Source organism: Micromonospora sp. WMMD812 (assembly GCF_027497215.1).
Classification (GTDB): Bacteria; Actinomycetota; Actinomycetes; order Mycobacteriales; family Micromonosporaceae; genus Micromonospora.
The window spans coordinates 115,850-140,783 of record NZ_CP114904.1 but is presented as its reverse complement, the minus strand read 5'-3'; the positions used below and the strand labels follow the sequence as shown (position 1 = coordinate 140,783).

24 protein-coding genes are annotated in these 24,934 nt (G+C 73.7%); 16 read left to right on the top strand and 8 right to left on the bottom strand.

Features of this window, described 5'->3' with window-relative positions:
• Positions 1 to 89: 89 nt before the first annotated feature.
• Both O7603_RS00565 and O7603_RS00560 read right to left on the bottom strand, forming a co-directional pair.
• Complete coding sequence (locus tag O7603_RS00565) at positions 90 to 893, bottom strand: IclR family transcriptional regulator C-terminal domain-containing protein (RefSeq protein WP_281573683.1); 804 nt, start codon at positions 891 to 893, stop codon at positions 90 to 92.
• A 3-nt stretch (positions 894 to 896) separates the two neighbouring features.
• On the bottom strand, positions 897 to 2,333 hold the full coding sequence (locus tag O7603_RS00560; protein WP_281573682.1) for an amidohydrolase family protein: 1,437 nt from the start codon (positions 2,331 to 2,333) through the stop codon (positions 897 to 899).
• A gap of 193 nt (positions 2,334 to 2,526) precedes the next feature.
• On the opposite strand from O7603_RS00560, the gene O7603_RS00555 reads away from it, so the two are divergent.
• Genes O7603_RS00555 through O7603_RS00535 form a run of 5 tightly spaced genes read left to right on the top strand, consistent with a single transcriptional unit; the run spans position 2,527 to position 6,633 of the window.
• Positions 2,527 to 3,663 carry a CoA transferase gene (locus tag O7603_RS00555; RefSeq protein WP_281573681.1) on the top strand — a complete coding sequence of 379 codons (1,137 nt, stop codon included), beginning with the start codon at positions 2,527 to 2,529 and terminating at the stop codon, positions 3,661 to 3,663.
• Positions 3,648 to 4,418, top strand: a complete 771-nt coding sequence (locus O7603_RS00550; RefSeq protein ID WP_281573680.1) for a citryl-CoA lyase — start codon at positions 3,648 to 3,650, stop codon at positions 4,416 to 4,418. Before O7603_RS00555 ends, O7603_RS00550 begins: the two co-directional genes overlap by 16 nt.
• A gap of 30 nt (positions 4,419 to 4,448) precedes the next feature.
• Positions 4,449 to 5,312, top strand: a complete 864-nt coding sequence (locus O7603_RS00545) for an extradiol ring-cleavage dioxygenase (protein WP_281573679.1) — start codon at positions 4,449 to 4,451, stop codon at positions 5,310 to 5,312.
• Entirely contained in the window at positions 5,309 to 5,671 is a 363-nt protein-coding gene (locus O7603_RS00540; RefSeq protein WP_281573678.1) for a hypothetical protein, read from the top strand. Before O7603_RS00545 ends, O7603_RS00540 begins: the two co-directional genes overlap by 4 nt.
• A complete protein-coding gene (locus tag O7603_RS00535; protein ID WP_281573677.1) occupies positions 5,668 to 6,633 on the top strand; it encodes a zinc-binding dehydrogenase in 966 nt (321 codons plus the stop codon). Before O7603_RS00540 ends, O7603_RS00535 begins: the two co-directional genes overlap by 4 nt.
• A 78-nt stretch (positions 6,634 to 6,711) precedes the next feature.
• On the opposite strand, the gene O7603_RS00530 is transcribed toward O7603_RS00535, so the two are convergent.
• The gene (locus O7603_RS00530) at positions 6,712 to 7,086 is read right to left on the bottom strand and encodes a VOC family protein (RefSeq protein WP_281573676.1); all 375 of its coding nucleotides are present in this window, start codon (positions 7,084 to 7,086) and stop codon (positions 6,712 to 6,714) included.
• A gap of 151 nt (positions 7,087 to 7,237) precedes the next feature.
• On the opposite strand from O7603_RS00530, the gene ligD reads away from it, so the two are divergent.
• From ligD to O7603_RS00515, 3 genes are all read left to right on the top strand, one after another.
• A complete protein-coding gene (gene ligD, locus O7603_RS00525; RefSeq protein WP_281573675.1) occupies positions 7,238 to 8,191 on the top strand; it encodes a non-homologous end-joining DNA ligase in 954 nt (317 codons plus the stop codon).
• A gap of 178 nt (positions 8,192 to 8,369) precedes the next feature.
• Positions 8,370 to 9,449: a glycosyltransferase family 2 protein gene (locus O7603_RS00520; RefSeq protein ID WP_281573674.1), complete on the top strand. Its 1,080-nt coding sequence runs from the start codon at positions 8,370 to 8,372 to the stop codon at positions 9,447 to 9,449.
• Positions 9,436 to 10,599 (top strand): glycosyltransferase, encoded by a 1,164-nt coding sequence (locus O7603_RS00515; RefSeq protein ID WP_281573673.1) that lies wholly within the window; start codon positions 9,436 to 9,438, stop codon positions 10,597 to 10,599. Before O7603_RS00520 ends, O7603_RS00515 begins: the two co-directional genes overlap by 14 nt.
• Before the next feature lie 104 nt (positions 10,600 to 10,703).
• On the opposite strand, the gene O7603_RS00510 is transcribed toward O7603_RS00515, so the two are convergent.
• Positions 10,704 to 12,305 (bottom strand): hypothetical protein, encoded by a 1,602-nt coding sequence (locus O7603_RS00510; RefSeq protein ID WP_281573672.1) that lies wholly within the window; start codon positions 12,303 to 12,305, stop codon positions 10,704 to 10,706.
• The gene (locus tag O7603_RS00505) at positions 12,302 to 13,171 is read right to left on the bottom strand and encodes a hypothetical protein (protein ID WP_281573671.1); all 870 of its coding nucleotides are present in this window, start codon (positions 13,169 to 13,171) and stop codon (positions 12,302 to 12,304) included. Before O7603_RS00505 ends, O7603_RS00510 begins: the two co-directional genes overlap by 4 nt.
• A 221-nt stretch (positions 13,172 to 13,392) precedes the next feature.
• Between O7603_RS00505 and O7603_RS00500 the strand changes: the two genes are divergently transcribed.
• Positions 13,393 to 13,719, top strand: a complete 327-nt coding sequence (locus tag O7603_RS00500) for an STAS domain-containing protein (protein WP_281573670.1) — start codon at positions 13,393 to 13,395, stop codon at positions 13,717 to 13,719.
• Between the two features lie 43 nt (positions 13,720 to 13,762).
• Here the strand turns inward: O7603_RS00500 and O7603_RS00495 are convergent, their stop codons facing one another.
• Positions 13,763 to 14,581, bottom strand: coding sequence for a DUF3152 domain-containing protein (locus O7603_RS00495; RefSeq protein ID WP_281573669.1), 819 nt, complete (start codon positions 14,579 to 14,581; stop codon positions 13,763 to 13,765).
• Positions 14,582 to 14,724: 143 nt separating this feature from the next.
• Between O7603_RS00495 and O7603_RS00490 the strand changes: the two genes are divergently transcribed.
• The 4 genes from O7603_RS00490 (at position 14,725) to O7603_RS00475 (ending at position 18,620) form a co-directional block, all read left to right on the top strand.
• Positions 14,725 to 15,228 carry a SigE family RNA polymerase sigma factor gene (locus O7603_RS00490; protein ID WP_281573668.1) on the top strand — a complete coding sequence of 168 codons (504 nt, stop codon included), beginning with the start codon at positions 14,725 to 14,727 and terminating at the stop codon, positions 15,226 to 15,228.
• Positions 15,225 to 15,974 (top strand): hypothetical protein, encoded by a 750-nt coding sequence (locus O7603_RS00485; RefSeq protein WP_281573667.1) that lies wholly within the window; start codon positions 15,225 to 15,227, stop codon positions 15,972 to 15,974. Before O7603_RS00490 ends, O7603_RS00485 begins: the two co-directional genes overlap by 4 nt.
• Positions 15,975 to 16,082: 108 nt before the next feature.
• Entirely contained in the window at positions 16,083 to 17,507 is a 1,425-nt protein-coding gene (locus tag O7603_RS00480) for an aldehyde dehydrogenase family protein (RefSeq protein WP_281573666.1), read from the top strand.
• Positions 17,508 to 17,786: 279 nt separating this feature from the next.
• Complete coding sequence (locus O7603_RS00475; RefSeq protein ID WP_281573665.1) at positions 17,787 to 18,620, top strand: helix-turn-helix transcriptional regulator; 834 nt, start codon at positions 17,787 to 17,789, stop codon at positions 18,618 to 18,620.
• 20 nt (positions 18,621 to 18,640) lie between these two features.
• On the opposite strand, the gene O7603_RS00470 is transcribed toward O7603_RS00475, so the two are convergent.
• Together O7603_RS00470 and O7603_RS00465 are read right to left on the bottom strand one after the other, a co-directional pair.
• Positions 18,641 to 19,462, bottom strand: a complete 822-nt coding sequence (locus tag O7603_RS00470; RefSeq protein WP_281573664.1) for an alpha/beta hydrolase — start codon at positions 19,460 to 19,462, stop codon at positions 18,641 to 18,643.
• Between the two features lie 173 nt (positions 19,463 to 19,635).
• The gene (locus O7603_RS00465; RefSeq protein WP_281573663.1) at positions 19,636 to 20,454 is read right to left on the bottom strand and encodes an AraC family transcriptional regulator; all 819 of its coding nucleotides are present in this window, start codon (positions 20,452 to 20,454) and stop codon (positions 19,636 to 19,638) included.
• A gap of 50 nt (positions 20,455 to 20,504) precedes the next feature.
• Between O7603_RS00465 and O7603_RS00460 the strand changes: the two genes are divergently transcribed.
• The 3 genes from O7603_RS00460 to O7603_RS00450 all read left to right on the top strand — a co-directional run bounded on the left by O7603_RS00460 (position 20,505) and on the right by O7603_RS00450 (position 24,847).
• Positions 20,505 to 20,927, top strand: a complete 423-nt coding sequence (locus O7603_RS00460) for a DUF2000 domain-containing protein (protein ID WP_281573662.1) — start codon at positions 20,505 to 20,507, stop codon at positions 20,925 to 20,927.
• Between the two features lie 126 nt (positions 20,928 to 21,053).
• The gene (locus tag O7603_RS00455; RefSeq protein ID WP_281573661.1) at positions 21,054 to 23,312 is read left to right on the top strand and encodes an esterase-like activity of phytase family protein; all 2,259 of its coding nucleotides are present in this window, start codon (positions 21,054 to 21,056) and stop codon (positions 23,310 to 23,312) included.
• 362 nt (positions 23,313 to 23,674) lie between these two features.
• The gene (locus O7603_RS00450; RefSeq protein ID WP_281573660.1) at positions 23,675 to 24,847 is read left to right on the top strand and encodes an alanine--tRNA ligase-related protein; all 1,173 of its coding nucleotides are present in this window, start codon (positions 23,675 to 23,677) and stop codon (positions 24,845 to 24,847) included.
• Positions 24,848 to 24,934 lie beyond the last annotated feature (87 nt).

Sequence of the window (24,934 nt, the reverse complement as noted above, 5' to 3'; positions counted from 1 at the left end):
GGCGGCGGCGAGCAGGCGGTCGTGGCCGGCGGCGGCGAGCAGGCGGTCGTGGCCGGCGGCGGCGTTCCGTCCGGCCGGGGGCCTGGCGGTCAGGTGGTGAGCACCGGCACCGACGCGGTCAGGGCCCAGTCGTGCCCGATGTCGGCGGCGGTGCGCAGCAGCTTCGGCAGGTGCTCGTCGAGCAGCGTCGCCACCGACGTCTCGGCGGCGTGCACCGTGACGTTGACAGCGGCCACGACCCGGCCGTCGCCGTCGCGGACGCCGGTGGCGACGGACCGGATGCCCGGCGCGAGATCCTGGTCGGCCAACGCCCACCCCTTGGCCCGGACCTCGCGCAGCGAGGCCTCGAGCTCCGCCGGAGCGGGCTGCCAGCGTGGGGTGATCCCGGAGCGGGACGGCTCGGCGAGCACGGCGGCCAGCTCCGCGGGAGGCAGCGCCGCGAGGAGGACCTTGCCCATCGACGTCGCGGGCGCCGGAAAGCGGGTCCCGATGGTCACGGCGAGCGTGACGATCTTCGGCACGGCGACGCGCGCGACGTAGACGATGTCGCTGCCGTCGAGCTGGGCCATCGAGGTCGACTCGTTGGTCTCCGCGACCAGCTTCTCCATGTGCGGGCGCGCGACCTCCCACATGTTCAGCGCGTTGACGTATGTCATGCCGAGTTCGAGGACCCGCGGGGTGAGGGCGTAGCCGCGGCCGGCGGCACGCACGTAGCCCAGCGACTCGAGCGTGATGAGGATACGGCGGACGGTCGGCCGCGCCAGCCCGGTGGCCGCGGCGATCTCGCTGAGGGTCATCGACGGGCAGGCCGGGCGGAAGGAGCGCAGGACGTCGAGGCCACGGGCGAGGGCCTCGATGAAGTCGGGCCCGGCGCCCCTTCCGTTGTCACTCATGCCCTAATGCTTCCACTGCGCGGAGCCGGCGTCCCACTCGGTGTACTGGTAGGGGTTCTCCAGGATCTTCGTCTCCGGGACGTCCGGGTTCATGCCCCGCTGCCAGGCCTCCTCGCCGAGCGTCTCCCGCAGGTGGGAGATGGTGGACTCGACCGTCGCCCGGGCCGCGGCGAGGTCGACGCCGACCAGCCGGCCGTCCTGCTTGACCACCCGGCCGCCCACCAGCACGGTGTGCACGTCCGCGCGCTGGGCCTGGAAGACGACGTGGCCGTACGGGTGCAGGATCGGGAACATCACCGGCGAGGCGTCGTTCTTGATCAGGACGACGTCGGCCTGCCGGCCGGGGGTGAGCGCCCCGATCGACGAGTCCAGGCCGAGGGCGCGGGACCCGCCCCGGGTCGCCCACTCGACGACCTGTTCGGCGCGCAGGTGGCAGTGGGTGATGGTGTCCTGCTTGGCGTGCGCCTCCAGGTGCTCGCGGGAGCGGTCGGCGCCGAGGGTGGTCCGCATCGCGGAGAAGAGGTCGCCGCTCCACCACACGCTGGTGTCCATGGACAGCGAGACCGGGATGTCGTGGTGCCGCAGCTGCCAGGTGGGCGGGTAGCCCTGCCCGGCGCTCTGCTCGCTCTCCGTCGACACGGAGACCGATCCGCCGGTAGCCGCGATCCGGTTGTAGGAGTCGTGGGTGAGGGTCGCGGCGTGCACGTAGACGGTGGACGGGGTCATGAAGCCGTTTTCGTGCATCAGCCGGATGCCGTCGTCGTTGGTGGCGCCCCAGACGCCCGCATGGGTGGTCACCGCGGCGCCGAGTTCCCGGGCCGTCTCGAAGGCAGCCCGCTCCGGGAAGGCGGGGTCGCCGGTGACGTCGAAGGCCATCTGGAAGCCGGCCAACCGGCCCCCGTCGATGCGCCGGCGGTGGAAGTCGCGGAACTCCGGCGAGGTCGCCCACTCCCACGGGCCCTGCTGGATGTTGCCGTAGGCGAGGACGAACCGGCCGGGCACGGCCTCGAGGGCGTCGACCGCGGCGTCGGCGTGGTCGATCGACTGCAGGCCGTGTGACCAGTCGACGGTGGTCGTCACGCCGGCGTCGATCGCCTCGATCGCGGCGAGCAGGTTGCCGGCGTACACGTCCTCGGGGCGGAACAGCTTGCCGGACTCGAGGTAGTACCAGACGAAGTACTGCGTGAGGGTCCAGTCGGCGCCGTACCCCCGCATGGCGGTCTGCCACATGTGCCGGTGGGTGTCGACCATGCCGGGCATGATGATGCCGCCGGTGGCGTCGATCTCCAGGGCGCCGTCGGGCGCGGTGAGGCCGACGCCGACCTCCGCGATCCGGTCGCCGATGACCAGCACGTCGGCGCCCGGGAGCACCGTGTGCGTGTCGTCCATGGTGAGAACCAGGCCGTTGCGGAGGAGCACCGGCCGGTCGGGTGCGCTCATCGCCAGCCATCCTTTCCGGATACGAATTGCCGGACCGCTGTCCGCTGTGCGGGCAGATCGAGTGGCGTCAGTGTGGTCCCGGTCACCAGTCGTGTCAAGAGCGCGCACCCGGTCGAGGAAGCGGCCGTTGACAGCGACCGGCCCGTGTCGCAAGCTGATTCGGCGGACAGATGTCCGCAGAACGGACGGTGACATGGTTCAGCACTCCGCAGGCCCGCTGGCCGGCCTGCTCGTCGCGGACTTCTCCCGGATCCTCGCCGGGCCGTACGCGACGATGCTCCTGGCCGATCTCGGCGCGCAGGTGATCAAGGTGGAGAGCCCCGGCGGTGACGACACCCGGACGTGGATGCCGCCGACGCGCGACGGCGTCTCGACGTACTACCTTGGCATCAACCGCAACAAGCGGTCCGTCGCGCTCGATCTCAAGGACCCCGAGGACCTCGCGGCCGCGCGGGAGCTGGCCCGCCGCGCCGACGTGATGATCGAGAACTTCCGGCCCGGGGCCCTCGCCCGGTTCGGCCTCGACTACGACACGGTCGCCGCCGGCAACGCGAAGGTCGTCTACGGGAGCATCAGCGGGTTCGGCACCAGCGCCGGGGCGAACTTCCCCGGGTACGACCTGATGGTGCAGGCGATCTCCGGCCTGATGAGCCTCACCGGCGACCCGGACGGTTCGCCGTACCGGGCCGGCATCTCCGTCTTCGACGTGATGGCCGGGCTGCACGCGAGCATCGGCATCCTGGCCGCGCTGCACCACCGCGGCGAGACCGGCCAGGGCCAGCACGTCGAGGTCAACCTGCTCAGTTCCGCGTTGTCCGGCCTGGTCAACCACTCCAGCGGCTACGTCGCCGGCGGCACCGTCCCGTTCCGGATGGGCAACGCGCACCCCAGCCTCTTCCCGTACGAGCCCTTGCCGACTGCGGACGGCGAGCTGATCGTGATCGCCGGCAACGACGGGCAGTTCCGCAAGCTCTGCCAGGTGCTCGACCTGCCGGACCTGCCGGACGACCCCCGCTTCGGCCGCAACCAGGACCGCACCGCCAATCGCGAGCAGTTGCGGCCCCTCCTCGTCGAACGGCTCGCCAAGCGGACCAAGGACGAGTGGTTCCGCGAGCTGCTCGCCGCCGGCGTGCCGTGCGCGCCGATCAACACCATCGACGGCGGCGTGGCCCTCGCCGACGAGCTGGGCCTGGAGCCGGTGGTCACCGTCGGCGACGTGCCGGGGATCCGCAACCCCATCACCTTCTCCGACACCCCCGCGCGGTACGAGCTGCCGCCGCCCGGGATCGACGAACACGGCGAGGAGATCCGCGCGTGGCTGAAGAGCTGAGCTTCCCGACCGGGATCGGCACGTCCGACCCGAACGCCATCTCCCTGCTCGGGAAGGATCTGGCCACCGACCTCATGGGTTCGGTGGGCTTCGGCGAGCTGGCGTACTGGCTGGTCGCCGGCCGCCGCCCCACCCCGGGCGAGGTGCGGGTCTTCGAGACGGTGCTGGTGGCGCTCGCCGACCACGGCTTCACCCCGACGGCCATCGCGGCGCGGCTCACCTACCTGTCCGCGCCCGAGTCCCTGCAGGGCGCGCTCGCGGCCGGCCTCCTCGGCGGCGGCTCGCGCTTCCTCGGCGTCACCGAGGACAGCGGACGCTTCCTCGCCGACACGCTGGCGCGGGCGGGCGAGGTGACCGACTACGACGCGGTGGCGCTCGACGCGGTGACCCGGGCCAAGCAGGAACGCCGACTCGTCCCCGGGCTCGGGCACCCCGTGCACAAGGACCAGGACCCGCGTACACCGGTCCTGATCCGCATCGCGGAGGAGGAGGGGCTGCGCGGGCCGCACCTGCGGCTGTTCGAGGCGATCGGGCGCGTCCACCCCCGGGTGCTCGGCCGGACCCTGCCGCTCAACGGCGCCGGCGTCTGCGGCGCCGCGCTCGCCGACCTCGGCCTCCCGGTCGACCTGCTGCGCGGCTTCGCCCTGCTGGCCCGCGCCGCGGGGCTGCTCGGGCACCTCGCCGAGGAGCGACGCCGACCGCTCGGCATGGACATCTACCGCACCGTCGACCGCAACGCCGTCTACGAACCCTGATCCCCCGATTCAGCAGCGAGAGGAGCGGGAATGGCCTCCATCGTCGCGGTCATCGCCTCCACCCACCACCCCTTCTACTACAAGGCCAGCACCGCCACCGGCGCGGACCGGCCACCGTTCGCGGACGAGTGGACCCGCAAGATCCTCACCTTCCGGGAGACCCTGACCCGGGCCAACCCGGACGTGCTGGTGATGGTCGGCTCGGACCACTTCCATCAGCTCTGGCTGGACAACATGCCGCAGTTCCTGGTCGGCAAGGCGCCGTTCTACGACGCCAACTGGTACAACGAGGAACGCGAGTTCGGCCTGCCGCGGATGCTGCTCAAGGGCCAGGAGGACCTGTCCGCGCACATCCTGCGGGCGGGGATCGACTCCGGCTTCGACCTGGCGTTCAGCAACGAGTTGCGGATCGACCACAGCATCACCTGCCCGATCGTCACGTTGCGCCCGGAGGCCGACCTGCCGATCGTGCCGATCTACACGAACATCTTCGCGCCGCCCCTGCCGCAGCCGAAGCGGTTCGTCCAGCTCGGCCAGGCCATCCGCGAGATCGTCGCGTCCTGGCCGTCGCACCTGCGGGTCGCCGTCATCGGCACCGGCCACCTATCGCTCGAGCTGGGCGGGCCGCGGCAGTTCGGACCGCACGGCCCCGATCCCGAGTTCGACCAGCGGGCCGTCGAGTGGATCGCCACCGGCGACCTGGACGGCTGCCTGCGCGAGGTGACGTTGGACAGCCTGCACGCCCCGGGCAACGCCACCCACGGCTTCATGGACTTCATGCTCATGATGGGCGTCGCCGGCGCCGGCGCGAAGGCCGACTACGTCGACACCCTCGACCTGTTCCACACCATGGAGGCCTACTTCACCTGGTACCCGAACGGAGCGCCGGCATGAGCAAGTACCTGCTGAACAAGTTCCTCTACACGGTGGACCGGGACCCGGAGCTGGTCGAGCGGTACCGGACCGAGCCGCGGGAGCTGGTCGCCTGGTGGGAGGCCGAGCGGGCCAACGCCGTGCTGAACTGCCACACCGGCGAGGCGAGCACCTGGTTGCGCTTCGACGACGGGGAGCGGGAGGCGCTCGCCACCCACGACCACGTGCGGCTGTTCGAGCTGGGCGCGCACCCGTTCCTCACGCTGACCCTGTTCATCGCGATGTTCGAGCGGGACAACACCGAGCCGCTGGAGTACCAGAAGTCGTACGGCGCCCGGCTGGCCCACTTCGCCATGCCGTACCCGGACATCGCGACATGATCCGTACGGCCCTGCTCACCGCCTGCGGCGTGCCGCCCACCGTCACCGAGCGGCCGGCGCCCGTGCCGGCCGCCGGCGAGGTGCCGGTCACCGTCGAGGCCGTGCCGATCACCCCGCTCGACCTGCTCTGCGCCTCCGGCACCAGCTACTTCGGCACCCCGTCGACCCCGTACGTGCCGGGGGTGCAGGGCGTCGGTCGGCTCGACGACGGCACCGCCGTCTGGTTCGGCACCTCGGCCGGAATGCGGGCCGGTGTGGACGGCAGCATGGCCGCCACCGTCACGGTGCCGACCGCCGACGTGGTGCCGTTGCGGTCGGACGTGCCGCTGACGCTGCTGGCCGCGCTGGGCCTCTCGGCCGTCGCCGCGCACGGCGCGCTGACCTACGCCGGCGGGCTGGCGACCGGCGAACAGGTCGTGGTGCTGGGCGCCGGGGGCGTGGTCGGCCAGGCGGCCGTCCAGCTGGCCCGGCTCGGCGGGGCCCGCCGCGTGATCGCGGTGTCCCGCTCCGCGGCGGCCTGCGCCCGCGCCAAGGAGTTGGGCGCCACGGTGTCCGTCCCGCTGCGGCCCGACGACGACGTCGCGACGCTGGCCGACCGGCTGCGCGGCGCCACCGACGGCCCGGTCGGCCTCGTGCTCGACCCGGTCTTCGGGATTCCGGCCGCGGCGGCGCTGCGGGTGCTGCGCCCGGGCGGCCGGCTGGTCAACCTGGGCAGCGCGGCGGGCGCCACCGCGCCGGTCGAGTCCGCGGTGCTGCGCAGCGGGTCGTTGCGGATGATCGGCTACACCAACAACGGGCTGTCGACCGAGGAGCGGGCGGCGTCGCTCGCCGTGGTGGCCGGGCACGCGGCCGCCGGCCGGCTCACCGTCGACCACGAACTGGTGCCGTTCGCCTCGGTCGCCGACGCCTGGTCGCGGCAGGCCGAGGGCCTGGCGAACGGCCGCATCGTGCTGGTCCTCTGACCGGTCGCCACGGGCCCACGCGCGGTGGGCCCGTGCGGGACCGAGGGCCGGGGACCGGCGCCGACGGAACCGGCCGGGTCAGGTGAAGAGACAGAACGGGTGGCCGTCCGGGTCGAGGAGCACGCGCACGTCGTCCTGGGGCTGGAAGCCCGCCAGCGTGGCGCCGGCGGCCACCGCGTGCGCGGACGCCGCGTCGAGGTCGTCGACCCTGATGTCGAGGTGCACCATCATCGACGGATCCCCCGGGCCGGCCGGCCAGACCGGCCGCACGTACGCCGGCTCGGTCTGGAAGGACAGACCGGCACCACCGCACGGAGCCCGCAGGGTGACCCAGTCCGCCTCGTCCTCGTCGCGCGACCAGCCCAGCAGGCGTTCGTAGAACGCGGCGAGCCTCCGCGGGTCGGTGGTGTCCAGCACGGTGGCGGCCAGGGTCAACCGAGGTGTGTCAGCCATGCCGGTGTCCGTACCCGCCCGCCGGGCGGCCGTACCACCAGATCTCGCGGCCGACCCGGCGCCACCGCACGGTCATCCGGAAGACCGACAACCGGCGAAGACGACCTGCTCCGGTCGCGGGTTTCGTGATGATCGGGAGGTGCGCGCCAGGATGCCCCCGCTCGTGCGGCCGATGCTCGCCACGAGCGGCGCCCTTCCCTCCGGGCCCGGTTGGGGGTACGAGTTCAAATGGGACGGCGTACGGGCGATCGCGTACGTCGCCGGTGAGGTGCGGCTGCTCAGCCGCAACGACCGGGACATCACGCGGGCCTATCCCGAGCTGGGCGGGCTCGCCGACCTGCTGGGGAAGCGGCGCGCGGTGCTGGACGGCGAGATCGTGGCGCTGGACGGCAGGGGCCGGCCCGACTTCTCGGCCCTCCAGCACCGCATGCACGTCCGCGCGCCGTCGGCCGCGCTCGTGAAGGCCACGCCGGTACGGGTGTACCTGTTCGACATCCTGCACCTCGACGGGCGGGACACCACCCCCCTGCCGTACGCCGAGCGCCGCGCCGCCCTGCAGGAGCTGGACCTCGGCGGGGAGAGCGTGGACACCCCACCCTACTGGACCGGCGACGCCGGCCGGGACCTGGCCACCGCCGCCGCAGACCTCGGTCTGGAGGGCGTGGTGGCCAAGCAGCTCGGTTCGTCGTACGCGCCGGGCCGCCGCTCGCCCGCCTGGGTCAAGGTGCCCCTCAACGAGACCGTCGAGGTCATCGTCGGCGGCTGGAAGCCGGGCGCCGGCCGGCGCGAGGGTGCCATCGGTTCCCTCCTGCTCGGCATGTACGACCGCGCGGGCCGGCTGACCTACATCGGGCACGTGGGCACCGGCTTCACCCAGGCGGCGCTGCGCGACCTGCGGCAACGGCTGGATCCGCTGCGGCGGCGGGACTCCCCGTTCGCGTCCCCGGTGCCACGCGAGCACGCCCGGCACGCCGTCTGGGTCGACCCGGTCCTGGTCGGCGACGTGACCTTCCGGTCCTGGACCCCCGACCAGCGCCTGCGCCACCCCTCCTGGAAGGGCCTGCGCAGTGACCGGGAGCCCGCCGAGATTCGGCTCCGGGGCTGACGCCGCCCGGCCCGGCACCGCCCGGGACAGCCGCTCCGCCACGGCGCGCACCACCGTCCGGACCGGCCACCGGCCCCTGTTGTACGCCTGCGCGCCGGATTCCATTCACCGGCGTGACGGCTGGAACCCATACCGTCGCCTGCGGACAAATCGTCTCCGGCCGAATGAGCAGGTGAGCATGTCCTCGACACCCGAGGTCAGCGTCGTCATCCCCACCTTCGCCCGCCCCGACCTGGTTACCCGGGCGGTGCGCAGCGCCCTGGCCCAGACGGTGACCGACATCGAGGTCGTCGTCGTGGTCGACGGGCCGGACGAGGGGACCCGGAACGCGCTGGCCGAGTTCGGGGATCCCCGCCTGCGGCTGGTGGAGCTCGCGCACAAGGGTGGCGCGCCGAACGCCCGCAACATGGGTGTCCTGGAGGCCCGGGCGCCGTGGACCGCCCTGCTGGACGACGACGACGAGTGGCTGCCGGAGAAGCTCGCCGTCCAGCTGGAGGTGGCTCGGCGCACCCCGGTGCGGACGCCGATCGTCGCCAGCCGTCTGATCAACAAGACACCGCGGGCGGAGTTCGTCATGCCCCGCCGGCTCCCCGCGGACGGCGAACCGGTGTGCGAGTACCTCACCGTCCGGCGGGGGCTGTTCCACGGCGACGGGTTCATCCAGACCTCGACGATCATGGCGCCCACGGAGCTGCTGCGGCGCGTCCCGTTCACCGTCGGTCTACGCCGGCAGCAGGAACTCGACTGGACGCTGCGGGCGCTGGACCACGACGACGTCGACCTGGTCATCGCCGCCGAGCCGCTGGTGCTCTGGCACCAGGACGAGGACCGGCCGCGGATCAGCCTGAACTCGCCGTGGGAGGCGCAGCTGGAGTGGCTGCGCGGCATCCGTCCGCTGCTCACCCCCAAGGCGTACGCCGCGATCGTCATGAGCATCATCAGCTCCATGGCGGCGCCCACCCGCAGCTTCCCCGTCTTCCGGATGCTGCTCGGCGAGGCCCGGCGGCACGGGCGGCCCAGCGCGATCGACTACCTGACGTTCCTGCAGATCTGGATGATCCCGCCGCAGCTGCGGCACACCCTCCGCGACCGGATCCTGGGGCGCCGGCGTACGGCCGCCCCGGCGGGGAACACCGAGCCGGCCGGGGCGGGGCAGGCGCTCGCCGGCGAATCCGGGACGCCGGCCGCCCCGATCACGCCCGACACCACCGGCTCGCCCGCCCCGACCACGAACGTCAGGAACGATGTCCACGCGTAAGGTCGCCGTGATCTGGCGGAGCTGCATGCTGCCGGTCTCCGAGACGTTCATCCGCAACCAGGGCGACGCGCTGCCCTCGTGGCGTCCGGTCTACCTCGGCGCGACGAAGACCGTCTCACCGATCGCCGCCGACAGCGACGTCATCGTCTACCCCGACACCCCGCAGGGGCGTCGCGGCTGGCGGTTGCTGCGGCTGACGGGTGGCTCCCCGCGGCTGCGGCGATTGCTGACCCGGCTGAAGCCGACCGTGGTGCACGCCCACTTCGGTGGTGACGGATGGCTGATCAGCCGCACCGCGCAGCAGTTGGGCGTACCCCTGGTCATCACGCTGCACGGCCTCGACGTGACGCGGCAGCCCGCGGTGCCCGGGCCGCGAGGGGCCCGGCACCGCCGCAATCTGCGGGTCGCGTTCGACCGCGCGGCCCTGATCATCGCGGTCTCCGGGTTCATCCGCGACCGCGCGGTGGAGCTGGGCGCCGACCCGGCGAAGGTACGCGTCCACTACACCGGCGTGCCGATGCCGCCGCAGCCGTCGACGGCGCCGAAGACCTGGGACGTGATCTTCGTCGGCCGGTTCGTCGACAAGAAGGGCGCCGACGACCTGGTCGAGGCGCTCGGCCTGATCCCGGAGCTGCGCCCCCGGGCCCTGTTCGTCGGCACCGGGCCGCTGGAGCAGTCGGCCCGGACGCGGGCGGCGGAGCTCGGCGTGGACGCCACGTTCCTCGGGTCGCAGCCCCCGGAGGTGGTCCTCCGGCACATGGCGGAGGCCAGGATCCTCGCGGCGCCGTCCAGGACGGCGTCCGACGGGGACTGCGAGGGGTTGCCCACCACGATCCTGGAGGCCGCCAGTCTGGGCCTGCCGGTCGTCGCCACCCGGCACAGCGGGATCCCCGAGGGGGTCCGGCACGGCGAGACCGGCCTGCTCTGCGCCGAACGCGACCGGGTGGCGCTGGCGGAGAACATCCGGCAGCTGCTCACCGACGAGCCGCTGCGGGAGCGCCTCGGCCGGGCGGGCCGCCAGTACGCCGAGACGACCTTCGACCTCCGGCGGCAGACCCGGCTGCTGGAGGAGCTGTACGAGAGCGTCGTCGGACCCGACGCCGACGTCCCGGTGCCGGCCGCCGACCGGGCGGTCCAAGCTCCGGGCTGAGCCCCCGGCCCGGCAGCCGCGGACGTCGACGGAACTGCCGGGCTCGGCCGCGCGGGCCGAAACCGGCCGGCCGCCACCGCCGGACCGGTCCCGCCCGATGCGCGTCAGTCGCGCGGCAGGACGCGCCGCACGGCGGCACCCGCGGTCCGCCGCGCCCGCCGTGCGCCGGCCAGGACGAGCTTGCCGGCCCGCGCCGTCGGTGTGCCGCTCACCAGGGCGATGATGCCCCGGGCCCGACGCAGCTCCACCTCCCGCTCGGCGAGCGTGCGCTCGTACCACGCCTCCCGCTCGCGAGCCTCGGCCAGCTCGCGGGACAGCCGGTCCCGGTCCGTCCGCAGCTCCCGGTAGGCCCGGGCATCCGGCCGCTCCGGGGCGACGTCGCCGGGTGCGACCGGTTCGGACGCCCGGCCGGCCAGCGCGGCCAGGGTCTGCGCCAGCTCGGCCGGGTCCGCGGGGGACGGCCAGAGGTGGGCGAGGCCGGCGTCGAGCAGCCGGCCGGCGAGACGCCGCAGCGCGGCCGGGGGCGAGCCCGCCGGCGTCAGCGGGTTGAGTTCACCACCCCGCGTGGCGACGACCTGGTCGGCGGGGACGCCCGCGTGCCGGCCGGCCTGCCAGCGGTGCAGCAGCTCCCGCACGGTCGGCAGGTCGTGCCGCAGGGACGCGACGATGAGCAGGTCCTCGAGGGTGCGGCCCACCGGCACCGGCGTGGGGACGGCGTCCGGGCGGCGCAGCACCAGACCACCGCCGGGCCGCGGGACGACGTCGAACCGATCGTCGCCGATCGCGATCAGCGCCTCGGGCAGGGACGCCGCCGCGGCCGGTGAGCCGGGCGTGGCCGGCCGGCCCGCCGGCGCCGCGAACCAGCCGTCCCGGCCGGGGGCGACGGCCGGGTCCGCTCCCGCATCGGCCTGCTCGGCCAGCAGGATCCAGCCCGGTGCGAGGTCGACGGCCGCGCCGTGGCGCAGCGCCCGGGCCGCCAGCCGGCCGGGGTCGGTCAGCGCCTCGGCCGGCGAGCCGATCGCCCGGCCGAGCGTCGCCTGGAGGAAGCCGATCGCCTCCGGGTCGGCCGACAGCTCCGCCGAGACCAGCGCGGTCGGGGCGAGCGGCGTCGGCCAGGCGGCGTAGGTGCGGGTGACGACGAGGCCGGCGCGGGCCAGCCGGAACTGAAACCGCGCCAGGCCGGCGGGGCGGTCGGGGTCGTACTCGCCGGCGTCCGCCCAGTCCGAGTCGGTGACGTCGGGCGGCAGCGCCGCCAGCCGGTGCAGGCCGAGGTGGTTCTCCGCGGCGAGCAGCAGCCGGCCGCCGGGGCGCAGGGTGGCCGCCAGCAGGGCGAACGTGTCGTCCCAGGTCAGATCAGCGCCCTCGGTCGAGCCGAGCCGCTCCAACCCGTCGAGCGCGATCACCGTGTCGTACGCCGGCTCCCCGGCGAGCTTCTCCGGGCCGCCGCACAGCACGGTGATCCCTGGCCGGTCGGCCAGGCGGGCGGCGAGCGTCTCAGCGTCCGGCAGGCCCCGGACCAGCAAGGTCAGATCGTCCGCCGGCACCGCGTCGAGCAGCGCCGGGTCCAGCGGCCCGACGACCGCGGTGCGCCCGGACGCGGCGGCCAGCAGCGGGGTCAGCACCGTCCCCCGGACCGGGCCAGGGCCGTGCTGGCCGTCCAGGTCCGACCAGACCTGCATCTCCCCGCCGGTCAGTCGCAGGTTCACGGGGTCTCCTCGAACAGGTCGCGGCCGGCCGGAGGGGCCGACGGCAGCGGGTCGGGCCAGCGGAACATCCGACGCAGCGCCGCGGGCGGGAGCAGCCGGTCGGCACCCAGTTCCGCGACGGCGATCTGCCGCGCGACGACCGGGTCGACCTGGGCGCCGTGCAGCTCGGCCCACTGCCGGCGGATCCGCGGCTGCCCACCCCAGATCGGTACCTCCCCGGCCAGTTGCATGGGATCGCCGTACACGGCGGGCTCGCAGCCGGCGAGGATGGCGTAGAACACGGCGGTGCAGAGCCGGTTCGAGGCGACCCGCCGGTGTCGGCGCTGCTCGGCCAACTGCCGCCGCAGGAAGTCCGGGTCCAGGCTGTCCCACCGGCCGCCACGGTAGCCATGGCAGATGACCCGGAAGCCGGCCCGTTCGTACCGGTCGCGTACCCGCCGGGACCGGTACTCCTGCCAGTACAGGCACACCGTCACCGGGCCCGGTTCGGTGGCCTTGATCTCCGCGATCAGCCGGTCGTGGTCACCCACCACGTGCTGGCCCTCCCAGCCGTGGAACGGGTACCAGATCGTGCCCTCCCGGGGTGGCGCCGGCTCGGGTTCCGGTTCCGTCGCCAGCAGGTACGCCCAGGGCGCGCCCACGGCGTACGTCTGCCGCCGGCCCAGCGACCACGCCCGGCGCCGGGTCCGCTCCGACCAGACGAACAGCGGGACGCCGGGGACGAACTCGTGGTCGGCGGCCATCCCGTCGCCGATGTTCCAGCCGTGCTGGAGATAGCCGTGGATGCGCTGCGGTGCCCGGTCGTCGAGGCCGCAGTAGCGGGCCAGGACGTGCGAGTGGCCGTAGTAGTGGTTGGCGTGATGCACGGCCGTCTTTCGTTCCGGGAGCTGGCGCGAGGCAGAGCGTAGCCATCCCACGTGAATGCCGACCCACGGCCAGATGGACAGCCGGCGACGGCGCGGTTGGGCCGTCGCCCGCGGTAGTTGCGGATGACGCGATTTGTGACCCATCCGACCCCTGTCCGGAGGCGGGCCGGGACAGTAGCGTGTGCGGTGTCCGGTGACCACGGGCGCGGGATGGGAGGGCCGTGTCGGACCCGTCGTTGACCCTGCGGACCAGTGACGACGGCACGGTCGTGCTGCGGCCGTGCGGTGAGGTCGGCGTCGACGCGGCCGTCGAGCTGCGTCAGGTCCTCGTGCACGTGGTCCGCCGGGTGCGTCCGTGCCGGCTGGTGGTGGACCTCGCGGACGTCACGGCCCTGGACGACATCAACGTCGGGACGCTCGCCGCGATCGTCCCGGTGGCCGACGAGCACGGCGTGGCTGTCTTCCTCGACAACTCCTCGGCCGGCGTCGCGGACCTGCTCTGCGCGTGCGGTGTGCCCCAGCAGCGCCTTCGTCCGGTGCCCGCCTGACACCGTCCCCGCCCGCCGTCCGCCCTCGCCCACCCGGCGCGACTCAGCCGCTCCGGCCCCGATCGCGGGGCGGGACCGGATCGTCGTACGACCCGGAGGGTCCGGTGTAGCGCTCGCCGTCGAGGTAGGGCAGCGCGTTCGGGACGCAGCCGTGCAGGCCCAGCGTCTGCTGCTGCATCACCGGCGCCGGTCGGCCCCGACCGGGGCAGCGCTCGTGGCCCATGCCGAGCCGGTGCCCGACCTCGTGGTTGACCATGTACTGCCGGTAGACGGCGAGGCTCGCGCCGTAGCCCGGCACCCCCTTCACCCAGCGCGCCACGTTGAGGACCACCCGGGCGCCGTTGCGGCAGGACGTGTAGCCGTCCGGCACGTCCTGGCACAGCACGTCGCGCGTGCTGGGGGTGGCCAGGTAGATGGTGAAGTCGGCGGCCTGGTCCCGCCCGACCCGGCGCAGTTGCCGCGTCCCGTCCGCGGTCCATCCCTGCGGGCCTGACAGGGTGCGGGTGACCTCGGCGGCGAAGGCCGCCACCGGCAGGCCCTGGATGTCCCGCTCCACCGCCACCCGGTACCGCCACAGCCGGCCGGCGCCGCCCGGGGCCGGCGCCTCGCCCTCGGCGTAGGACCACTGGTTGCCGCCGTCGGCGGGATAGCTGATCGGGGTGGGCGTCGGCCGGGCGGCCGGCGGACGCGACGCCGCGGCTGCGACGGCGGGCTGGTCGGCGCTCGCCGGGGCCGGCGGGCCGACGGCGGGGTGGCCGGCCGCCGGCAGCGCGCAGCCGGTCAGCGGCGCGCTGAGCAGCAGAACCGCCAGCGACAGGGCGCGGAAGCCCCTTCCCCGAGCCCGCGTAGTGTGCGACGCCATGTGCCTCCCCTCACCGCGCACCGCCGGCTGGTGGCGCGCAGGGGAAAGGACGCGTGACCCCGGGGAAAAGTTGCTCCCGGACGGACTCAACCTTTCCGGCGCCCCACCCGTCCTGTCCGTCGTGAGGTGTGGGAAGGGCGTCCATGGCCCGCGGTGACGCGGAGTTCGTCGAGTTCGCCCGGGCGTCGTCCGGCCGGCTGGTGCACGCCGCCTTCCTGATGACCGGCGACCACCACCTGGCGGAGGACGCGGCGCAGACCGCGCTGGTCCGCACCTACGCGGCGTGGTCCCGGGTCCGGGACAACGACGCCTACGGGTACGCCCGGACGGTCCTGGTCAACCATCTCGTCGACAGCTGGCGACGCCCCATCCGGGAGTACCCGAGCGACGACCTCCCGGAGCAGCGGCGTGGCGACGTCGCGGACGAGGTCGCCACCCGGCGCTGGTTGCTCGCCATCCTCGGCACGCTCAGCCCGCGCGAGCGCGCCATCGTCGTGCTGCGCTACTACTTCGACCTTCCGGAGGCGCAGGTGGCCCGCGAACTCGACGTCTCGGTCGGCACGGTCAAGAGCACCGGTTCCCGCGCCCTGGGGAAGCTGCGCGCCGCCGGCGTCGCGGAGCCGGAGACCCACGGGACGCGCCGATGAACGAGGTGGAGCAGCTCCGCCAGGCCATGCGGGCGACCGAACGGACCGACGGGAACGTCCTCGACCTGGGCACGATCATGCGCGAGGGCCGCCGCCTGCGCCGGCGGCGGCGACTGGCCGGGGGCGGGGCGGCGGCGCTGTCGGTGGCGGTGGTCGTCGGCGGTGTCGCGGTGGGCGTGCGGCTGGCCGGCCCGCCGGATCCGGCGCCGCAACCGGGCCTCGGCGCCACCGCGTCCGCCGGCCCGGCCACCGGGTCGCCCACCCCGCTGCCCACCACGACCCGGTGGGAGCCACGCCCGCAGCCGGTCGGCGAGGTGGTGGAGACCGGCATCCGGTACGCCGCCGGCGACGAGCGGGTGCTCTACTTCGTCCCCGTCGACCTGCCCCACGCCCCCCGGGTGACGATCGGGCTGGTCGCCGGGCGCCGCGCCCCCGGCGGGGAGCTGACCTCGGACTACCTGATCAACGACGTCGAGGGGTCGGACCGGCGGGCCGGCTTCCACCAGATCGGCTACGACCAGTCGGGCGGTGCCGCGACCCGCAGCCCGGTGCCCGCGTTCGGGTACTTCGTGGGGCGGGCCACCCGGATCGTCGGCACCGTCGACGGCCGGAAGGTCGCCGCCCGACTGGCCAGGTGGAGCACGGACGCGGACGTGGTGATCTTCTGGTTCGACCCGAAGGCGCTGCCCCCCGGGGTGGAGTTGGACGGCATCGTCGCCCACGACGCGAAGGGGCGACCGCTCTGACCGTCGGGCGGCAAGGTCGTCAAGACCGGCGACGGCTCAGCCAGGGACTGCCGAGTCCCGGATACGTTGCGCCTGGATGGGGTACGGCGCCGGTGCCACGGTCGGTCCATGACCACGTCAACCTTCACCGCCACCGGCCACTGGATCGGTGGCGAGACCGTCGCCGGCTCCGCCGGCACCCTTCCCGTCGTCAACCCCGCGACCGGTGACCACGTCGCCGAGACGCCGGCCGGGACCGCCGCCGACGTCGACCGGGCCGTCGCCGCCGCCCGCGCCGCCCTCCCGTCCTGGACGGCGACCACCCCGGCCGAGCGGGCCGCCGTGCTGCGCTCCGTCGCCGCGGGCCTCGCCGCCCGCACGGAGGAGATCGCGGCGGCGATCACCGCCGAGATGGGCGCTCCGATCAGCCTGTCCCGCACCGCCCAGGTCGGTTTCCCGGCGGCGGTGATCGAGTCGTTCGTGGGCCTCGCCGACACGTTCCCCTGGACCGAGGAGATCGGCAACTCGCTGGTCGTCCGCGAGCCGATCGGCGTCGTCGCCGCGATCACCCCGTGGAACTTCCCGCTCCAGCAGGTCGTGTCCAAGCTGGCGCCCGCGCTGCTCGCCGGGAACACCATGGTCTTCAAGCCGTCCGAGAACGCCCCGCTGACCGCGCGGATCCTGGCCGAGATCACCGCCGAGGCGGGCCTGCCGGCCGGCGTGTTCAACGTCGTGTACGGCACCGGCGCGGTTGTCGGTGAGGCCATCTCCGCCCACCCGGGCATCGACATGATCTCGTTCACCGGCTCCACGCGGGCCGGCCGGCGCATCGGCGCGGTGGCCGCCGCGACGGTCAAGCGGGTGGCGTTGGAGCTGGGCGGAAAGGGCGCGAACATCATCCTCGACGACGCGGACCTGCCACAGGCGGTCGCCACCGGCGTGACGATGGCGTTCACGAACGGCGGCCAGGTCTGCGGCGCGTGGCCGCGGATGCTGGTGCCGGCGGCACGCCAGGAGGAGGTTGTCGCGCTGGCCGTCGAGGCGGCCAAGCAGTACACCGTGGGCGACCCGACCGACGAGGCGACCCGGATCGGTCCGATGGCCTACGAGGCGCACCGGCAGAAGGTCGACGGATACATCGAGCGGGGCCTCGCCGACGGCGCGCGGCTGGTGTTCGGTGGCCCGGGCCGCCCGGCGGGCCTGGAGAAGGGCGCCTACGTCCGGCCGACGATCTTCGCCGACGTCGACCCCCGGTCCGCGATCGCCCAGGAGGAGATCTTCGGCCCGGTGCTGACGATCATCCCGTACGCGGACGAGGAGGAGGCGGTCGCCATCGCCAACGGCACCGAGTACGGGCTCACCAGCGGCGTGTTCGGTGAGCCGGGGCACGCCCTCGCCGTCGCCCGGCGGCTGCGGGCGGGGCAGGTCGACGTCAACGGCGGCCACTGGAACCCACTGGCCCCGTTCGGTGGCTACCGGCAGTCCGGCAATGGCCGCGAGTTCGGCCGCTTCGGCCTGGAGGAGTTCCTGGAGATTAAGTCCATCCAGCGCTGAGTGCGGCGGAAGCCCCGGCCCGCGCCGTCGGGCCGGGGCGTTCCGCCGGTGATGCCGGCGGGGCCGCTGACGCCGACGGGGCCGCTGATGCGGTCGGGGGTGATGGTGCCGGCGGGGCGGCGGGGGATCCCCGGACCGACCGTCCCTGGCTCATCCCCGGCGACCGCGCCACGCTGGACCGGCCGGCGGAACACCGGGCCGGTGCCACCGGTTGTCCGACATGCGGGCACCCGCCGACCCGCCGCCCGGTGCACACCGTCCGGTGCAAGGAGGAAGACCATGGACCGCGCCCAACTCGCCAGCTTCCTGCGTACCCGGCGGGAAGCGCTCCAGCCGGAGGACGTGGGCCTGCCCCGGGGCCGGCGGCGGCGCACCGGCGGGCTGCGTCGCGAGGAGGTCGCCGCGCTCAGCGGCATGTCCACCGACTACTACAGCCGCATCGAGCAGCAGCGCGGCCCGCACCCGTCCGAGCAGATGCTGGCCGCGCTGGCCCGTGGCCTGCGGCTCTCGCTGGCCGAGCGGGACCACCTGTTCCAGCTCGCCGGACACGCCGTCCCGCATCACGCCGTGCGGGCCGATCACGTCAACCCCGGGATGATGCGGATCCTGGACCGCCTTCAGGACACCCCGGCCCAGGTGGTGAACCACCTCGGCGAGACCCTGGCGCAGACCGGGCCGGCGGTCGCCCTGCTCGGCGACGAGACCCGGCACAGCGGGCTGGCCCGCAGCGTGCACTACCGCTGGTTCACCGACCCGCAAGCACGGCGGCTGCACCCGGAGGAGGACCACCCGACGCAGAGCCGGCTCATCGCCGCGCACCTGCACGCGGCGTACACCCGGGACGGCCGCGGCTCTCGGGCCGCCGCCATCGTCGAGGCCCTGCTGGCCGCCAGCCCGGAGTTCGCGCGGCTGTGGCGGGAGCATCCGGTCCAGGGCGCGTTCTGCCCGCCCAAGCACTTCCGGCACCCGGAGGTCGGTGCGCTGGAGCTGCACTGCCAGACCCTGGTGGATCCCGACCAGTCGCAGACGCTGATGGTCTTCACCGCCGCGCCCGGGACGGAGAGCGACGAGAAGCTCCGGCTGCTCTCCGTCATCGGCGCCCAGCAGATCTGAGCCGGCGGCGACGGGTCCGGTCAGCCCCGCAGGAACGCGAGCAGGTCCTTGTTGACCTGATCCTGCATGGTCGACGTGACGCCGTGCGGCGCGCCCGGATAGTAGATCTCCTGGGCGTTCGCGACCAGTTGGGCGGTCTTGTGTGCCGAGTCCTTGACCGGGACGATCTGGTCGTCCTCGCCGTGCAGCACCAGCGTCGGGATGTCGAATTTCGCCAGGTCGTCCCGGAAGTCCGTCTCGGAGAACGCCTTGATGCTCTCGTACGCGTTCAGCAGACCGGCCTGCATGCTCCACAGCCAGAACTGGTCGAGGATGCCCTTCGAGACCTTCGCCCCCGGCCGGTTGGCGCCGTAGAACATCTGCGCCAGGTCCTGGTAGAACTGCGACCGGTCGGCGAACAGGTTGGCGCGCAGCTCGTCGAAGACGCTGATCGGCAGCCCCTCCGGATTGTCCGGGCTCTGCACCATGATCGGCGGTACCGCCGAAATCAGGACGGCCTTGGCGACCCGACCGGTGCCGTGGCGACCGATGTACCGGGCGACCTCGCCGCCGCCGGTCGAGTGGCCCACCAGGGTGGCGTCGCGCAGGTCGAGCGCCTCGATGACCGCGGCCAGGTCGTCGGCGTACCCGTCCATGTCGTTGCGGCCGCGAGCCTGGCTCGATCGGCCGTGACCGCGGCGGTCGTGGGCGACCACCCGGAACCCGTTCTGGACGAGGAAGAGCATCTGCCCGTCCCAGGCGTCCGCGCTCAGCGGCCAGCCGTGGGAGAACGTCACGACCGGGCCCTCACCCCAGTCCTTGTAGTAGATGTCGGTGCCGTCCTCGGTCGTGATGAAGCTCATCCGGTGCTCCCCCCTGGTCGAGACGCTCGCGAGCGGACGGCGGCGGGCGGGTCGAAGCCCGGGCGCCTGCGGCCGGTCGCCGTCGGAACCGGTCGGCCGCTGACGCGCCGGCCGCTCTCCCCCGATGCTAGGTCCGGACTCGGGGCGGGGCTCCCGCTTCGCCCGGATGCCGCTCAGCTCCGCGGCGAGGGGCCGGGTCGGGCGTAGCGGGCCGGCCCGACGCCGAGGTGTCGCCGGAAGTGGCGGGTCAGGTGCGCCTGGTCGAAGAACCCGGCCGCGGCGGCGACCTCGGCGGGACGCTGCCCGGCGAGGAGCAGGCGGCGCGCCAGCTCGATCCGGCGGCCGGTCAGGTATGCGTGCGGCGGCAGGCCGTGCGCACGGGTGAACGTACGGACCAGGTGGGTGGGGTGGGCGTGGAGCATCCCGGCCGCCTCGGCGAGCGTGATGCCCTCGGCCGTGCGGGTGTCCAGCAGCTCACGTAGCCGCGCGGCGAGCCCGTGCGGTGGCGGCGCGACGCCGGCGGGGGGCTGCCGGCGCAGGTGCCGGCCGAGCCGCTCCAGGATGAACGCGAGTCGGCTGTCCGCCTCGAACTCGTCGCCGCGCCGGACGAGCACCTGGTGGAGCTGGTGGATCCGGTGCCGCAACTGCGGATCGGCCAGGCTCGGCTGGTCGACCGCCCGGCCGCCCAACTCGGCGTCGAGCACCGCGGCGTCGAGGTACAGGACGCGTTTGCGGAAGCCGGTCCGGGTGGCGGCACGGCCGTCGTGCGGCACGTGCGGCGGCAGCAGCGTGACCGACGTGCGCAGCGCGCCGTGCCGGTGCCGGTCGAGGTCGTAGCGGACCGCGCCGTCGTCGACGATGAGCAGCGTCCAGACGTCGTGCGTGTGCGACGGGTACGCGTGGTCCACGAAATGGGCGTGGAAGACCTCGGCGACCCCGGCCACGGCGGGTCGCCACGCGCTGACGTGCGAACCCGCCGGCCCGATGGCCACGCTAAGAACGTACAAGACCGGTGGATGCCGGATCGGGCAGGTTCGAGGGCATGACCGAACCGATCCGTTTCCCCACCAAGATCGCCGTCCTGCTCCGGGACGACCTGGCCACCTGGCAGCGGCTGAACGTCACAGCCTTCCTGGTCAGCGGCGTCGCGAACGCCGAGCCGAGACTGCTGGGCGAGGAGTACCGCGACGCGGACGGGACCCGGTACCTGCCGATGTTCCGCCAGCCGGTGCTGGTCTTCGCGGGCGACCGGTCCACGCTGGCCGGTGCGCACTCGCGCGCCCTCGCCCGCGGACTGCACATGTCGATCTTCACGCAGGAGTTGTTCACCACCGGCAACGACCGGGACAACCGCGCGGCCGTCGCGGCGGTGGGCCGGGAAAAGCTCGACCTGGTCGGGTTGGCCCTGCACGGCCCGCGAACGGTGGTGGACAAGGTGCTCAAGGGCGCCCGCATGCATCCATGACCGTCAACACACGGCCATCGTGCACGGGGTGTTCATGCGGCGTTCCGTCGAGGGTTCCACTGTGGCGGGCGGCGGGGGTTTGCATCGGCCGGGCGGTAACGGCCGCCGACAGATGCTGGAGGCAACATGGGTACGACTTCCATCCGGGCTCGGGCGATCGCGCCCGCGGCGGCGGTGATCTCGCTGCTCGCCGCGGCGCCAGCGCTCGGCTACCCCACGCACCCGACCCCGGGGCACCCCGTCACCGGCGCGAGCTGCGCGCCAGACGCGTCGCTGCTCAGCTTCTCCGACGACCTCGACAAGACCACCTTCCGGGGCAACCCGGTCGGCGGCCTGTCCGCGCTGGCGTTCGCCCGTCCCGAGCGCGCCCTGGCGCTGGTGGACAACATCGGCACCACGCCGGCCCGCGTGTACGAGCTGGACCTGGACGCCGACCGGCGCGGAGTCGACGTGGACGTCCGCGACGTCACCGTGCTCACCCGGCCGGACGGCACGCCGTACACCGGCGTGGACTTCGACGGTGAGGGCTTGGTCGCCGAGCGCGGCGGCAGCACCGTCCTGGCCAGCTCGGAGCGGGAGCCGTCCATCCGGCGGTTCCGGCTCTCCGACGGCCGGGAGATCGCGTCGCTGCCGGTGCCGGCCCGGTTCCAGGTGACGCCGGCCGGTGAGGCCGCGGTCAACCAGACCTTCGAGGCGCTGACCACCACCCCGGACCATCGGGTGCTCTTCGCCGGCATGGAGGGCCCGCTGTCCGCGGACGGCCGCGACGCCGCCGGCCGGGGCCTGCAGCGGATCATCCGGTACGCCGGCCGCGAGGGCGGCGCCTACACGCCCACCGCACAGTACGCGTACCGCACCGACCCCAACCTGGGTCTGGTCGAGCTGATCGCGCTCGGCGACGACCAGCTGCTCGCCGTGGAGCGGGGCTTCACCGCCGGGGTCGGCAACACCGTCCGCGTGTACCGCGTCTCCGCGACCGGCGCGACCGACGTCTCCGCCGTGCCGTCGCTGTCGACGGTGACCGACCCGCGCTCCTGGCTCGGCAAGGAGTTGCTGGTCGACATCGCCGACTGCCCGCCGTCCGGCGCGACCACCAAGCAGCCGCAGCCGAACCCGCTGCTGGACAACATCGAGGGCGCCGCGCTCGGCCGTGACCTGCCCGGCGGCCGTCGCGAGCTGTACCTGATCTCCGACGACAACGGCAGCGCGACGCAGACCACCCGGGTGTACGCGCTGTCGGTGAAGCTGCGGCCCGAGGTCACCCTGAAGGACCGGGCGCTGCTGTCGGCGACGGCGTACCAGCCCGGTCCGGTCTCCGGCACGCAGCTCGCGCCGACTCCGGTCAACGGGATCACGCCGCCGTTCCCCGGCCAGCCCATTCCCGGCTTCTCCGCGGTGATCCCGGCCCGCGCCGGCGACCGGTCCGGCAACCGGCTGCTCGCCATGCCGGACAACGGCTTCGGTGCGAAGACCAACTCGGCCGACTTCCTGCTGCGGGCGTACGAGATCGAGCCGAGGTACGGCAGCCACACGGTGAAGATCCTCGGGCACCTCGACTTCCGCGACCCCGACCACAAGGTGCCGTTCCCGATCGTCAACGGCAACACCCGGGGCCGGCTGCTGACCGGCGCGGACTTCGACATCGAGTCGCTGGCCCGGGACGCGCGCGGTGACCTGTGGATCGGTGACGAGTTCGGGCCGTACCTGGTGCGCACCGACCGCACCGGCAAGGTGCTCCAGGCGCCGATCCCGCTGCCCGACGGGACGAAGTCGCCGCAGTCGCCGGACCTCGCGCCGGGTGAGACCCCGACCCTGCGCGCCAGCAACGGCTTCGAGGCGATGGCCACCAGCGAGGACGGCTGGACCCTCTACCCGATCCTCGAGGGCGCCCAGGTCAACGACCCCGACCAACGGCGCCGGGTGGTCTACGAGTTCGACGTCCGGGCCAACCGGTACACCGGCCGCACCTGGTCGTTCCGGGTCGACGACCCGTCCCTGCTGGTCGGTGACGCGGCCGTGCTCGACGGCCGGCGGCTGCTGCTGATCGAGCGGGACAACGGCATGGGCCGGCAGTCGCTGGTCAAGCGCCTCGTCGTGGCCGACCTCGACGAGGTCGGCAAGGACGGTTACCTGATCCGGCGCATCGCCGTCGACCTGATGCGGATCGCCGACCCGAAGGGCGTCTCCACTCCGGCCCGCCCGGGCGAGTACGGCGTCGGCCCGCTGTTCTCGTTCCCGCTCCAGTCGGTCGAGTCGGTCCTGCCGCTCGGCGGTGACCGGGTGCTCGTCGCCAACGACAACAACTTCCCCGGCAACGACGGGCGCATCCCGGGTCGCGCGGACGACACCGAGCTGATCGTCATCGACGTACCCGGCCTGCGGTAGGCCGCCGACGGACGGCCCCTGGCGCACCCGCGCCAGGGGCCGTTTCCGTTCTCGCCCCGCCCCGCCCCGCCCCCGGCGGTCCGGGCACGGCCCCGCCTCGAACCGGCCCGGCGCGGCCCCGGCCCGTCCGGCCCGTGAACGCGGTGGGCGTCGGCGCCGGGGCGAGATACAGTGCACTCATGGAGATCACCAGGCTGTCCGCCGTCGCGGCCGCGCGAGCTACGTGCTCGACGGTCGCCGCCGCCTGACCTCCTTCTTCCCGCCGGCGACCGGAAACGGTCCGCCGGCGCCGTTCGTCCTCTCTGCTCCGCCCCGCGCCCCGCGGACCTTTCCGGTCATCCCTGACTAGAAAGGCCCTCACCATGACACCCGAGAAGATCATCGGGACGTTCGTCGACTTCTACCGGGAGCGCGGTCACCTGCTCCTGCCGGAGAGCTCACTGGTCCGGCCACCGGACGATCCGGTGCTGTTCACGACCTCCGGGATGCATCCGCTGACCCCGTACCTGGAGGGGCGGCCCCACCCGCTGGGCCGGCGGCTGGTCAACGTCCAGCGCTGCCTGCGCACCACCGACCTGGACGAGGTCGGCGACCCCACCCACCTGACCGTCTTCCAGATGCTCGGGTCCTGGTCGCTGGGTGACTACGACGGCCCGCGGAGCCTGCGCTGGGGCTACGACCTGCTCCGGGAGGGCTTCGGCATCGACTCCGACCGCCTGCACGCCACCGTGTTCGGCGGCGACGAGCAGGTCGGGCCGGACACCGGTTCGCTGGAGGTCTGGCGGGAGCTCGGCGTGCCGGTGGAGTTGACCGGACCGGAGAACTGGTGGTCGAACGGCCCGACCGGGCCGTGCGGACCCGACTCGGAGATCTTCGTCTGGACCGGCGACACCCCACCGACCGGCACCCCCGGCACCGACGGGCGGTGGATGGAGGTGTGGAACCACGTGCAGATGCGCTACCACCGTCACGACGACGGCCACCTGTCGCCGTTGCGGCAGCACAACGTCGATACCGGCATGGGGCTGGAGCGCATGGAGATGGTGCTGCGGGGCGGTCGGTCGGTCTTCGAGGGCGACGGCCTCCGTCCCTGGTTCCGTACCGTCAGCGGCCTCTGGCACCTGGACGAGGAGTCGCTGCGTCGCGTCTGTGACCACCTCCGCTCCAGTGTGGTCGTCCTCGGCGACGGGGTACGCCCGTCGAACACGGGACGCGGTTACGTGCTGCGCCGGCTGGTCCGGCGGACGCTGACGATCCTGTGGCGGGACGACCCGTCGCGGAGCCTGTCCGACCTGCCGGACGAGCCGTTCACGCGGACGCTCGACCGCTTCGGGCAGGGCACCGACGTCGGTGAGCTGCGGGGTCTGCTCCTCGACGAGGAGCGGCGGTTCCGCGGGCTGCTGCGGCGCGGCCGCCCCGTCGTCTCCCGGTACCGGTCGCGGGGGCCGCTCAGCGAGGAGGACTACCGCTACCTGCACGACACCCACGGACTGCCGCGCGACCTCGTCGACGGGTTGCTGGTCGAGACGCGGTGACCGGGTGCCGGATTCGGCGGCACGGGCGTCGGCGCCGGCGGCACCGGGCGCCGAATCCGGGCCGGCACGTCGGTCACCCGACGCCGG

Coding starts and splice junctions, on each gene's coding strand:
- O7603_RS00565 (WP_281573683.1), bottom strand. CDS start 893: ATGAGTGACAACGGAAGGGGCGCCGGGCCCGACTTCATCGAGGCCCTC.
- O7603_RS00560 (WP_281573682.1), bottom strand. CDS start 2,333: ATGAGCGCACCCGACCGGCCGGTGCTCCTCCGCAACGGCCTGGTTCTC.
- O7603_RS00555 (WP_281573681.1), top strand. CDS start 2,527: ATGGTTCAGCACTCCGCAGGCCCGCTGGCCGGCCTGCTCGTCGCGGAC.
- O7603_RS00545 (WP_281573679.1), top strand. CDS start 4,449: ATGGCCTCCATCGTCGCGGTCATCGCCTCCACCCACCACCCCTTCTAC.
- O7603_RS00540 (WP_281573678.1), top strand. CDS start 5,309: ATGAGCAAGTACCTGCTGAACAAGTTCCTCTACACGGTGGACCGGGAC.
- O7603_RS00535 (WP_281573677.1), top strand. CDS start 5,668: ATGATCCGTACGGCCCTGCTCACCGCCTGCGGCGTGCCGCCCACCGTC.
- O7603_RS00530 (WP_281573676.1), bottom strand. CDS start 7,086: ATGGCTGACACACCTCGGTTGACCCTGGCCGCCACCGTGCTGGACACC.
- ligD (WP_281573675.1), top strand. CDS start 7,238: ATGCCCCCGCTCGTGCGGCCGATGCTCGCCACGAGCGGCGCCCTTCCC.
- O7603_RS00520 (WP_281573674.1), top strand. CDS start 8,370: ATGTCCTCGACACCCGAGGTCAGCGTCGTCATCCCCACCTTCGCCCGC.
- O7603_RS00515 (WP_281573673.1), top strand. CDS start 9,436: ATGTCCACGCGTAAGGTCGCCGTGATCTGGCGGAGCTGCATGCTGCCG.
- O7603_RS00495 (WP_281573669.1), bottom strand. CDS start 14,581: ATGGCGTCGCACACTACGCGGGCTCGGGGAAGGGGCTTCCGCGCCCTG.
- O7603_RS00490 (WP_281573668.1), top strand. CDS start 14,725: ATGGCCCGCGGTGACGCGGAGTTCGTCGAGTTCGCCCGGGCGTCGTCC.
- O7603_RS00485 (WP_281573667.1), top strand. CDS start 15,225: ATGAACGAGGTGGAGCAGCTCCGCCAGGCCATGCGGGCGACCGAACGG.
- O7603_RS00480 (WP_281573666.1), top strand. CDS start 16,083: ATGACCACGTCAACCTTCACCGCCACCGGCCACTGGATCGGTGGCGAG.
- O7603_RS00475 (WP_281573665.1), top strand. CDS start 17,787: ATGGACCGCGCCCAACTCGCCAGCTTCCTGCGTACCCGGCGGGAAGCG.
- O7603_RS00470 (WP_281573664.1), bottom strand. CDS start 19,462: ATGAGCTTCATCACGACCGAGGACGGCACCGACATCTACTACAAGGAC.
- O7603_RS00460 (WP_281573662.1), top strand. CDS start 20,505: ATGACCGAACCGATCCGTTTCCCCACCAAGATCGCCGTCCTGCTCCGG.
- O7603_RS00455 (WP_281573661.1), top strand. CDS start 21,054: ATGGGTACGACTTCCATCCGGGCTCGGGCGATCGCGCCCGCGGCGGCG.
- O7603_RS00450 (WP_281573660.1), top strand. CDS start 23,675: ATGACACCCGAGAAGATCATCGGGACGTTCGTCGACTTCTACCGGGAG.